This window comes from Pseudomonas fluorescens group sp. (genome assembly GCF_020093335.1).
In the GTDB taxonomy this organism is placed as follows: Bacteria; Pseudomonadota; Gammaproteobacteria; order Pseudomonadales; family Pseudomonadaceae; genus Aquipseudomonas; species Aquipseudomonas petroselini.
In genome coordinates this window covers 136,399-148,106 of sequence record NZ_JAIOKW010000009.1, presented here as the reverse complement: position 1 = coordinate 148,106, position 11,708 = coordinate 136,399, and the positions used below count along the sequence as shown (strand labels likewise).

Genomic DNA, 11,708 nt, shown 5'->3' with positions numbered 1-11,708 from the left:
CATGCGCGTCCTGATTATTGAAGATGAAGAAAAAACCGCAGACTACCTGCACCGCGGCCTGACGGAGCAAGGCTATACCGTCGACGTGGCCCGCGAAGGCGTCGAAGGCCTGCACCTGGCCCTGGAGAACGATTATGCGGTGATCGTGCTCGACGTGATGCTGCCAGGCCTCGATGGCTTTGGCGTACTGCGCGCCTTGCGTGCGCGCAAGCAGACGCCGGTGATCATGCTCACCGCCCGCGAGCGCGTGGAAGACCGCATCCGTGGTTTGCGCGAAGGCGCCGACGATTACCTGGGCAAGCCGTTTTCCTTCCTGGAACTGGTGGCACGCCTGCAGGCCCTGACCCGCCGCAGCGGCGGTCATGAGCCGGTGCAGGTGACGGTCGCCGATTTGTGGATCGACCTGATCAGCCGCAAGGCCAGCCGTAACGGCGTGCGCCTGGACCTCACCGCCAAGGAGTTCTCGCTGCTCAGCGTGTTGGCGCGGCGCCAGGGCGAGATCCTGTCCAAGACCGCGATTGCGGAAATGGTCTGGGACATCAATTTCGACAGCGACGCCAACGTGGTGGAAGTCGCGATCAAGCGCCTGCGCGCCAAGCTCGACGGGCCATTCGAACAGAAACTGCTGCACACCATCCGTGGCATGGGGTATGTGCTGGAGAGTCGCCTGGTGGAGACCCCAAGTGGTGGCTAACTCAATTGCGCTGCGCCTGAGCGGCATGTTCACCCTGGTGGCGCTGCTGATCTTCCTGTTGATCGGCGGCGTGTTGTATCAGCAGGTGGACCGGGGCCTGGGCTTGTTGCCGGGGGCCGAGTTGGATGCCCGTTACAGCGTGCTCGAATCCTCGGTAAATCGCTTCGGCACACCGGACCATTGGCAGAAGATCAAGGCCAAGCTCAAGCTGTTGGGTGAGGAAGACAAGCGCATTCGTTTCTGGGTGGTGAGCAGCGACCCGACCTACGAATACGGAGAGCCCGATGCGCAGATCCGCGCCTTTGCGGAAGGACAAACCGGCAAGCGCGACTTGCATCTGCCGGGCTACAAACATCCGTTCAAGGCACTGGTGAGCCAGTTCCCGGCCAAGGATCAACGCCCGCCGCTGCGCTTTATGATCGCCATCGACACCGAGAACTTCCGCGCCACCCAGCACCATCTGCTGGTGGCGTTGATCAGCCTGGCACTGGTGGGCGTGGTGCTGGCCTCGCTGCTGGGGTTCTGGGTGGCGCGCATCGGTCTCAAGCCGCTGATCAAGCTGTCGGAGGAAGCCCGCAAACTCGCCCCGCCGAAACTCTCCGGGCGCCTGCAGCTGTCGCCGCTGCCACCGGAGTTGAACCAGTTCGTCAACTCGTTCAACGCCACCCTCGACCGCGTGGAGCAGGCCTATTCGCGCCTGGAATCCTTCAACGCCGACGTGGCCCACGAACTGCGTTCGCCGCTGACCAATCTCATCGGCCAGACCCAGGTCGCGCTGACCCGCGGGCGCTCGGCCGAGCATTACTTCGAGGTGCTGCAATCGAACCTCGAAGAGCTGGAGCGCCTGCGGTCGATCATCAACGATATGCTGTTCCTCGCCAGCGCCGACCAGGGCAGCAAGGCCACCAAACTGATCGAAAGCTCCCTGGCCGACGAAGTGGCGACCACCCTCGACTACCTGGACTTCATCCTCGAAGACGCCCAGGTGCAGGTACAGGTGCATGGCGATGCCCAGGTGCAGATCGAAAAGGCCCACCTGCGCCGTGCGCTGATCAACCTGCTGAGCAACGCGGTGCAACACACCGAGCCGGGGCAAGTCATCGTGGTGAATATCGAAGTGCAGGAACATCAGGTGGCAATCGGTGTGACCAACCCCGGCGATGTGATTGCCAGCGAACACCTGCCGCGCCTGTTCGAGCGCTTCTATCGGGTGGACGCGTCGCGCAGCAACAGCGGCGCCAACCATGGCTTGGGACTGGCCATCGTCAAGGCAATTGCCTTGATGCACGGCGGTGATGTGTTCGTGCGCAGCGACAGTCGTGGCAATACCTTTGGCATCACCCTGCCAGCCTGATTCCTGAAACCACCACGACCCACTGTGGGAGGGGGCTTGCTCCCGATAGCGATAGATCAGCCAGAACATCGGTGACTGACACACCGTCATCGGGAGCAAGCCCCCGCCCACACTGGGATCGCAGTGCGCCCGTCATCGAGGTCGTCATCGCAACTGTTGCGGTTTGGGCAACAGTCATTATCTTGTTACACTCTGTACCGTACCGCTCGCCTGCGTTAGTTTGACGCATCGATGAGCGCGACGGCAAAGGCAGCCTCCCGCTTACCCGAATTTCCCTCGACTTATTTCCAGGGCTCTACACTGGGAATCTGTCTTAAAGCCGCTGACTTCAGCGGCTTTTTTTTGCCGTAAAAAAGGCCAGGCATCCCCCCACGACATTGGCCGTTTCCGTTTGACCAAAGGAGCTACACCGGTGAAGAACTCGCTGACGTTGACCCCGTTATTCCTCGCAATTGCAGCAACGATCGTCCCTCTTGCCCACGCAGCAGACACCACCCCCGCCGACGGTTTCGTCGAAGGCGCCCACCTCAACATCAACACCCGCAACTACTACATGAACCGCGACCGTCGCGACATCCACACCGATGACAGCAAGGAATGGGGCCAGGGTTTCATCGGCCTCTTCGAATCCGGCTACACCCAGGGCACCGTCGGTTTCGGCCTGGACGCCCATGCCATGCTCGGCCTCAAGCTCGATGGCGGTGGCGGCACGGACGGTTCCAGCATCCTTCCGTACGGCAGCGGCAACGGTAAGGCGCCCGGCTCGTTCTCGACGGCGGGCGGCACCTTGAAAATGCGCGCGTTCGATACCGAGTTGAGGGCCGGCGACCTGTTCCTCAATAACCCGGTGATCGCCGGCGGCGCGACCCGCATGTTGCCGCAGACCTTCCGTGGCGTGAGCCTGACCAACCACAGCCTCGACGGCTGGATGTTCGAAGGCGGCCAGGCCAGCTTCACCAAGCTCTACAACCAGAGCGGCCACCGTCGTATCGGCACCAGCTACGGCGCGCTGCCCAACACGGCTGACAGCCAGCACATGAACTGGGCCGGTGTGGCGTTCAGCGGTATCGACGGGCTGACCAGCAACCTCTATGCCTCCGAGCTCAAGGACGTGTGGAACCAGTACTACTACGACCTGGACTACACCTATGTGGTCAACGAGATGATCAGTCTCAACCCCGGTCTGCACTACTACCACACCCAGGACACCGGGCAGTCGCTGCTGGGTGATATCGACAACAACACCTACAGCCTGCACTTCACCGTGGACGTCGGCCACCACAGCGTCACCGCCGCGTACCAGCGGGTCAACGGCAACACGCCGTTCGACTACATCGCGCAAGGTGACAGCGTGTACCTGGACAACTCCCAGCAATATTCGGACTTCAACGGCCCCAATGAGCGCTCGTGGAAACTCAAGTACGCCTATAACTTCGGCGGTTTGGGCCTGCCCGGCCTGACCTCGGCGGTGTCCTATATCAGCGGCAAGACCGACCTGACCAAGGTCGACCCGCAAAGCCGTGGCTACAGCGCCTGGTACAGCGCCGACGGCAAGGACGCCAAGCATTGGGAGCGGGATATCGACCTGAAATACGTGGTACAGGGGGGCAAGGCCAAGGACCTGGCGGTGCGCCTGCAATGGGCGGTCAACCGTGGCAGCAACGGCTACTCGGCGGTGGATCGGGACGTGGATGAGTACCGGGTGATCGTCGACTATCCGATCAACGTGTTTTAAGGCGCAATCTTTCTTTCCAGCCACCCATTTAATTTTCATCGGGTAGAACTAAACTGCCAGCATCCACACCGCTGAAGTCTGCCCGATGAGTCAACGCCGTGTTCGTACCGCACCTGCACACCCCGAGCTCCTGTTGATTCTGGGCAGTGGCCTCACTGTTGTTCTGATTGTCATCATTGTCGCGGCCTTACTGATCCGCGAACACGCCAGCACCCTGCAGGCCGCTACCCGCTCAACCACCAACATTGCCCAACTGATCAATGCCGATGTGCTGCGTAACGTCGAGCTGTACGACTTGGCGCTCAATGGATTGATTGCAGCCACCCAGCGCGAGGACTTATCGCAAGTCGCCGCCAATATCCAGCACTTGGTCCAGTTTGACTTATCCACAGCGGCGCCCTTCAAGGGCGAAGTCCTGTTGCTGGACGCCAATGGCAATGTGATCGCGGACTCCTCCACGCTGCGGCCTTCAGCCCGTAATTTTTCCAATCGCGATTATTTCCAGGCGCATACCCAGGACGCGAACGTCGGCCTGTTTATCAGCCGCCCGTTCAAGATCCATTGCGACTGCGACCAGGTCTGGCGCATGGCATTCAGTCGCCGGGTGTCGGGACCCAACGGCGAATTCGCCGGGGTCGCGGTCGCGACGATGCGCCTGGCGTATTTCGACCAGCTCTTCAACACCCTCACGATCGGCAACGGCAGCAGCGTTAACCTGCTGAACAAAAAAGGCATTCTGCTGGCGCAGCAGCCACTGCTTGAACGCGACATGATCGACAAGGACCTGAGCACGCGGCCCAATTTCAAGAGAATGCTGCATGAAGGCATCGGCAGCTTCCAGGCCATCTCGGCCATCAGCGGCAAGGAGCGCTTATACACCTTCACCACTGTCGGAGAACTGCCGCTGATCGTGGTAGTGGCACTGTCCAGCGAGGATGTGTTCGCTCCCTGGAAACGCGCCGCACTGCTGACCAGTGGCGCCACCGGCTTTCTGTGTATGGGTTTGTTGTGGTTGACCTGGATGCTGCGTCGGGAACTGCGGCGTCGTTTTCGCGCTGAACGCGTCCTGTCAGAACTGGCAGCCACCGACGCGCTGACCGGCCTGGCCAACCGGCGCGTGCTGGATGAACGCCTACGCCTGGAGTGGGACCGCGCTCAGCGCTCAACTGACCCCCTGACGGTGTTGATGATCGACGTGGACCACTTCAAGGCCTTCAACGACCGCCATGGCCATCAGGGCGGTGATGAGGCGCTGCGTACGGTGGCGCAGGTCATCGGCGCCAACATCCGCCGCCCTGCCGACCTGGCGGCACGCTATGGCGGTGAGGAGTTTGCGGTGGTGCTTCCCTTGACCGATACCCGGGGCGCATGGGTGATTGCCGAACATATCCGCAGCGCTGTCGAACACTTGCCGCGGGTAACGGGGAGCGAGCGGCCGATTACGGTGAGCATCGGCATGAGCACCTGGGATAAACGCAGTCGCCTATCGCTGGAGGCGTTGCTGTTGAGTGCGGACCGGGCGTTGTACGAGGCCAAGCACACAGGGCGTAATCGGATTGTGGATGCCAGCACCCTGTAACACCTGCGCCTGCCAGGTAAGTGCATCGCATCACGAACGCCGCGCCCCGCACGCCGTCAACTGTTGGCCTATGTCTTGTCATCCTTTCTGACGGCCGCCTCCATATAGTTGTCCGAGAAAAAATGCCTGGCGACTTTTATCTCTGGACGATAGAAGCCATTAAGAAGCTTATTCATTTCCACTTCTCCCGTACATTCAAGCATACGATGGTTTGATGCCGGTGAAAGCTTCCGAAAATCCTGAACAAGCGATAAGCCAATACCCGCGCTCATGTCCCCCCTTGAAAAAACAGTCTCAAATGGATTAATTTTTCGCTTTGAGATCCGGGCGTATTCGTCACCGCTCAAGCCGTCTATATGTCGATCCAAATTTGGCGTCTGTGCAAAACGCATTTCAACCAAACTTAACCACGCTGAATCCTTGAACGCAGACGCGTCAAATCCGAAACGAAACGTGGTACCACCAAAACGGCTACTTGGCTTCTTGGGTTCGACGCCTGCCTCCAAGGCAAAAAATACAAAGTCATCATTACCCAATAGCTTTATATCTTCCTGAGGTGAATTATCAGTATTAAAAATAATACTTCGATCAATCAGCTTTTGACGCGAAAACAATGCAATGTTGCCATCCTCACGTTTTACCGGAGCGGCCGTACTATGGGTCGCATACAGAGGCACATTAAAAAACTCGGTGAGAAATTTACTTTCCTGTGCGGACAGCACCCCCAGTTCGTTATAAAGTGTTTTGAGGTTATTCCTTGAAAGTTTATCAATGTGGTCTTTCTCAGCACTGGCCGGCGCGCCCCTCCATAGCGAACCGTTGTGAATCATCCGCTCATGAGACTTTCCACTGATGAATCCCCGAATCGCCTTCACAATCTGTCGAGCAGCAACATCCTTGTCTACCGTGGAACCGCTACCTGATGAACCAGGTAGTGAACCACCCAATCGGCCAGTGGCATCATCAATAGTTACTCGGCGCTTTACACCATTACTTTCCAAAACACCGACTGCCGATGCGTCAGGGAAGGTGGGAAAGGTGTCATGGGAATTGGTCGGGCTGATACTAGGCATAATGACCTCTGCTCAGGCTCTTCGCACACTGATAAGCGGGAGGCGACAGGCCGATAAGCACCTGACGTGATCGGGTGGCAAACCGGTGGGAACACTCCAGCACCCATTCAATCAGCTCATTTAGTTTCGCAATGAGCTGTGAGAGAGACAGATCGTGATCGGCGATATGACTCATCGCGACCATTGCACCTGACAGATAATTTAGCCCGACGACAGCCGTATCCTTATTCAAGTATTCAAATTGGGATTCAAACAGAAACTTATGCCAATCCAGGACCTCCGTGTCACTCATCGAGTGATCCGAGAGTTCACAAAGAATTGTCATGCTCTTTCTGACTCGATTATCATAAATTGCCAGCTTGAGCCCCTCAACTCTCAACTGGCAAGCGCGGGAAGCATCAAACTTCAGCCCGGGCAGACCGACCTTCAGACCGAACGAGTGCAAGATAGCGTCTTCTTTACTCATGTTCGAACACTCCCGGCATAACCGACGAAGTTCATATCGAACAATCTGCCAAGCTCTAAAATCATAAACATAAACATCACTCCGAAATTCGTGGAAACCACAATTCAGAGCATCCATGCTTCACATCGAAAAACAGTACGACAGCACTACATTACTCAGACAGCTTGAATAAAGAAAACCAGCTAACTATTGCAAAAAAATTCAACACCTGGCGACCGGAACATAAACCCCTACCCGACCACAAATACATTTCCACCTCGACGCTCCATCGCCGCCCGGATAAATACAAGGCACTGAAATTCAAGCAAAAAAAAAAGGCCACCCGAAGGTGGCCTTTCAAAACTAAAGAAAGAGAGTTGTTACTTACACCGCCGCAACGGGACGCATGTAAGAGATCGGTGCGGTGCTGGCATCTTCGAAGGTCACGACTTCCCAAGCGTCTGTCTGCTCAATCAACTTGCGCAGCAGCTGGTTGTTAAGGGCGTGGCCCGACTTGAAGCCTTTGAACTCGCCTATCAGGCTATTGCCCAGCAGGTAGAGGTCACCGATTGCATCGAGGATCTTGTGCTTCACGAACTCGTCTTCGTAGCGAAGGCCGTCTTCGTTCAGTACACCATCCGCGTCGACCACAATGGCGTTTTCAACGCTGCCGCCGAGTGCGAGGTTGTGCTTGCGCAGGTACTCGATGTCACTCATGAAACCAAAGGTACGGGCGCGGCTGACTTCTTTTACGAACGAAGTGCTGGAAAAATCCACGCTTGCACTTTGGGTGCGGTCACGGAATACCGGGTGATCGAAATCGATCTCAAAGCTCACTTTAAAGCCTTCGAACGGGACGAAGGTGGCGCGCTTGTCGCCGTCCTCTACTGTCACTTCCCGCAGAATGCGAATGAACTTCTTGGCTGCGTCCTGTTCTTCCAGGCCGGCAGATTGAATCAAGAATACGAAGGGTCCAGCGCTGCCATCCATGATCGGGACTTCGGACGCGGAGAGCTCGACGTAGGCGTTATCGATGCCCAAACCGGCCATGGCCGAGAGCAAGTGCTCCACCGTGTCCACCTTGACGTCACCGTTGACCAATGTGGTCGACATCGTGGTTTCGCCAACGTTTTCCGCGCGAGCAGGTATCTGCACCACAGGGTCCAGGTCGGCACGCACAAACACGATGCCGGTGTCGACAGGTGCAGGCTTGAGGGTCAGGTATACCTTCTCCCCGGAGTGCAGACCTACACCTGTGGCACGAATAATATTCTTCAGAGTGCGTTGTTTAATCATGGCTTGGACCGCTTCAGCGCAAATTGCGAACTGGTATCAACAAAGGCTGGCGATAATAGCAGACCAGACCTTTGCTGAACACCAATCACCTTCATAGCCCTGATACATTCCATTAATCGGCCTGACGACGCAGGAATGCCGGGATGTCCAGGTAGTCCAGATCATCTTGCGGATTCGGGCTACGGGACGCCGCAGCACCGGCCTGAGCCTGGTTGCGCATCACGGTCGGACGGTCCAGGTCACGGTAGTTCACCGACGGCAGTTCCTGGCGCGAAGGCGCTGGAGCGGCAGCCGATTGGCTGGCGTGGCTGGCTTGGCTGTTATGCAGGGTGTTGTCGATAACCTTCACAGGCTTCTCGATTTTGGCACCCAGGCCGGTCGCAACCACAGTCACGTGCAGTTCATCGCGCATGTCCGGATCGATCACGGTACCGACTTTGACCATCGCGTGCTCGGAAGCGAAGGCTTCGATGATGCTACCCACGTCGGAGTACTCACCCAGGGACAGGTCAGGACCGGCGGTGATATTCACCAGGATGCCGCGTGCACCTTGCAGGTTCACGTCTTCCAGCAACGGGTTGCGGATAGCCGCTTCAGTGGCTTCACGTGCACGGTTCGGACCGCTGGCGCAGCCAGTGCCCATCATCGCCATGCCCATTTCGCTCATCACGGTACGTACGTCGGCAAAGTCGACGTTGATCATGCCTGGGCGCTTGATGATGTCGGAGATACCGCGAACGGCACCGGCCAGTACATCGTCAGCCTTGGCGAACGCGGACAGCAGGCTTGCGTCCTTGCCCAGGATAGTCAGCAGCTTCTCGTTAGGAATGGTGATCAACGAGTCGACGCTTTCAGACAGCAGACGGATGCCTTCGTCGGCGATCTGCATGCGCTTGCGACCTTCGAACGGGAACGGACGAGTCACCACAGCGACCGTCAGGATGCCCATTTCCTTGGCCACTTCGGCAATGATCGGCGCCGCACCGGTACCGGTACCGCCGCCCATGCCCGTGGTGATGAACACCATGTTGGTGCCTTGCAGCACTTCGGCAATACGCTCACGGTCTTCCAGGGCGGCTTGACGGCCGACTTCCGGATTGGCGCCAGCGCCGAGGCCCTTGGTCACGGCTGTGCCCAATTGCAGGATGGTCCGCGCGCCGATGCTTTTCAGCGCCTGGGCATCAGTGTTGGCGCAGATGAATTCAACGCCTTCAATGTTGCTCTTGACCATATGGTTGACAGCGTTGCCGCCGCCACCACCAACACCAATCACTTTGATGACCGGGCTGGCGGGGATGTTGTCTACGAGTTCGAACATGTTCCCTCTCCTTTCGTTTTCTCTAGTTTTTTCGCCTACTGCTTACTGCGGTGTTGCGGTAAATCGTTAGAAATTGCCCTTGACCCAAGCCTGCAGCCGCTCGAACAACGGCGCTTTCGCCTCGTCGTCGCTGCGGTAGCTGTCACGGTTGCTCGGGCCCGACAGGGAAATGCCGTCGGTCTGCTTTTGCAGCCCGTACAACAGCAAGCCCACACCGGTGGAATAAATCGGGTTGCGCACCACGTCGCCCAGGCCTTTGACGCCATGGGGTACGCCCAGGCGAACCGGCATGTGGAAGATTTCCTCGGCCAGTTCGACCGCGCCTTCCATCTTCGAGGTGCCACCGGTCAGCACGATGCCGGCCGGGATCAAATCTTCGTAGCCGCTGCGACGCAGTTCAGCCTGGATCAGGGTGAACAGCTCGTCGTAACGCGGCTCGACCACTTCGGCCAGGGCCTGGCGCGACAATTCGCGCGGTGGACGGTCGCCCACGCTTGGCACCTTGATGGTCTCGCCGGCACCGGCCAGCTTGGCCAGGGCGCAGGCGTAGCGGATCTTGATTTCTTCGGCGTACTGGGTCGGCGTACGCAGCGCCATGGCGATGTCGTTGGTGACCTGGTCGCCGGCAATCGGGATCACGGCGGTGTGACGGATCGCACCCTCGGTGAAGATCGCGATGTCGGTGGTGCCGCCGCCGATGTCGACCAGGCAGACGCCCAGCTCTTTTTCGTCGTCGGTCAGTACCGAGTAAGCCGAGGCCAACTGCTCAAGAATGATGTCGTCGATTTCCAGGCCGCAGCGGCGCACGCATTTTTCAATGTTCTGTGCAGCGTTGACGGCGCAGGTCACCACGTGAACCTTGGCTTCCAGACGTACGCCCGACATGCCCAGGGGCTCGCGAACGCCTTCCTGGTTATCGATCACGTAGTCCTGCGGCAGGGTGTGCAGCACGCGCTGGTCAGCCGGGATCGCCACGGCCTGGGCAGCGTCGAGGACGCGCTCAAGGTCGGCCGAGCTGACTTCGCGGTCGCGGATCGCCACGATGCCGTGGGAGTTCAGGCTACGGATATGGTTGCCGGCCACGCCGACGAACGCCGAGTGAATCCGGCAACCCGCCATCAGCTGCGCTTCTTCGATGGCGCGCTGGATCGATTGCACGGTGGACTCGATGTTCACCACCACGCCCTTCTTCAGGCCCCGGGACGGATGCGTGCCAATACCGACGATTTCGATGACGCCGTCTTCCCCGACCTCGCCCACCAGCGCCACCACCTTGGAGGTGCCGATATCGAGACCGACGATCATTTTGCCGCTTTGCACGTTTGCCATGGGTCCTGCCTCTTCTTAATTCTTCGCGACAGCGGGTTGCGCTGCCGTGGGCGCAGCCGGTTCACGCCAGCCGACGGCAAGGCCGTTGGCGTAACGCAGGTCGACGCTCGCAATGTTCGTAATCTGTTCTTTCAAGGTCTTGTCATAGATGGCAATGAAGCGGCGCATCTTTTCCACCAAGCGGTCGCGTCCCAGCAACAACTGGATGCCCGGGCCGGAACTGCCTGCCCCGGTCGTCAAAAACCAGCTGCCCCGTTCACGCAGTTCCAGGCGTGCAATGGAGAAGCCCAGTGGCCGCAGCATCTGGCTCAAGGCCTGGTACTGCTGCATCACTTGCTGCTGCGCCCGCTGCGGCCCGAACAGCTGCGGCAGGTGCTCGTAATTGGCCAGCTCACGCGGGGTGAATGCCTGGCCCTGGTTGTTCAACAGCGCCTCGTCACCCCAACGGGCCACGGGCAGTTGTTCTTCCAGGCGGATCGTCACCTGGTCCGGCCACACGCGGCGGACTTCGGCGTGGGCGATCCACGGCATCTGTTCCAACTCGGCGCGCATACCCGCCAGGTCGATGGTAAAGAAGCTCGCCGCCAGGTACGGGCCGATGCGCTGCTGTACCGCTTGCTGACTGATGTAACTCAGGTCGCCCTGTACGCTGATCTTGGTGATCGGCCGGTCGGCGTACGGCAATAGACGCTGTGCGCACTCGTAAGTGCCGAAGCCCAACACCACCAGCAGCACCGGCCAGAACAGCGCCTTGAGGAAACCAAAATTGGCTTTCGGCAGGCGCGCCGACATCGGCTCTTTAGCCACCATTCGGCTGGCACCCCGTGGCACCGGCTTGCGGCTCGGTGCTTGTGGGGGCTGATGACGAAGCGATGCGCCTTTCAT

10 protein-coding genes are annotated in these 11,708 nt (G+C 58.7%); 4 read left to right on the top strand and 6 right to left on the bottom strand.

Translation table 11 applies throughout. The features are described from left to right. Position 1 precedes the first annotated feature (1 nt). The 4 genes from K7431_RS13035 (at position 2) to K7431_RS13020 (ending at position 5,362) form a co-directional block, all read left to right on the top strand. The gene (locus K7431_RS13035; protein ID WP_012722306.1) at positions 2-694 is read left to right on the top strand and encodes a heavy metal response regulator transcription factor; all 693 of its coding nucleotides are present in this window, start codon (positions 2-4) and stop codon (positions 692-694) included. Beyond that, positions 684-2,048, top strand: a complete 1,365-nt coding sequence (locus K7431_RS13030; protein WP_012722305.1) for a heavy metal sensor histidine kinase — start codon at positions 684-686, stop codon at positions 2,046-2,048. The genes K7431_RS13035 and K7431_RS13030 overlap by 11 nt, the downstream gene beginning before the upstream one ends. Before the next feature lie 412 nt (positions 2,049-2,460). Continuing rightward, the gene (locus K7431_RS13025; protein WP_012722304.1) at positions 2,461-3,783 is read left to right on the top strand and encodes an OprD family porin; all 1,323 of its coding nucleotides are present in this window, start codon (positions 2,461-2,463) and stop codon (positions 3,781-3,783) included. A gap of 85 nt (positions 3,784-3,868) precedes the next feature. Beyond that, a complete protein-coding gene (locus K7431_RS13020) occupies positions 3,869-5,362 on the top strand; it encodes a sensor domain-containing diguanylate cyclase (RefSeq protein WP_012722303.1) in 1,494 nt (497 codons plus the stop codon). A gap of 68 nt (positions 5,363-5,430) precedes the next feature. Here K7431_RS13020 and K7431_RS13015 read toward each other — a convergent pair whose 3' ends face one another. From K7431_RS13015 to K7431_RS12990, 6 genes are all read right to left on the bottom strand, one after another. Then, a complete protein-coding gene (locus K7431_RS13015) occupies positions 5,431-6,435 on the bottom strand; it encodes a hypothetical protein (protein WP_148270889.1) in 1,005 nt (334 codons plus the stop codon). Further along, complete coding sequence (locus tag K7431_RS13010; RefSeq protein ID WP_012722301.1) at positions 6,428-6,901, bottom strand: hypothetical protein; 474 nt, start codon at positions 6,899-6,901, stop codon at positions 6,428-6,430. Before K7431_RS13010 ends, K7431_RS13015 begins: the two co-directional genes overlap by 8 nt. A 363-nt stretch (positions 6,902-7,264) precedes the next feature. Next, positions 7,265-8,176 (bottom strand): UDP-3-O-acyl-N-acetylglucosamine deacetylase, encoded by a 912-nt coding sequence (lpxC, locus tag K7431_RS13005; protein ID WP_003171886.1) that lies wholly within the window; start codon positions 8,174-8,176, stop codon positions 7,265-7,267. Between the two features lie 112 nt (positions 8,177-8,288). After that, positions 8,289-9,494 carry a cell division protein FtsZ gene (gene ftsZ / locus K7431_RS13000; RefSeq protein WP_012722300.1) on the bottom strand — a complete coding sequence of 402 codons (1,206 nt, stop codon included), beginning with the start codon at positions 9,492-9,494 and terminating at the stop codon, positions 8,289-8,291. A gap of 66 nt (positions 9,495-9,560) precedes the next feature. Then, a complete protein-coding gene (gene ftsA, locus K7431_RS12995) occupies positions 9,561-10,823 on the bottom strand; it encodes a cell division protein FtsA (RefSeq protein WP_010213031.1) in 1,263 nt (420 codons plus the stop codon). A gap of 15 nt (positions 10,824-10,838) precedes the next feature. Then, on the bottom strand, positions 10,839-11,708 hold the full coding sequence (locus K7431_RS12990) for a cell division protein FtsQ/DivIB (RefSeq protein WP_012722299.1): 870 nt from the start codon (positions 11,706-11,708) through the stop codon (positions 10,839-10,841).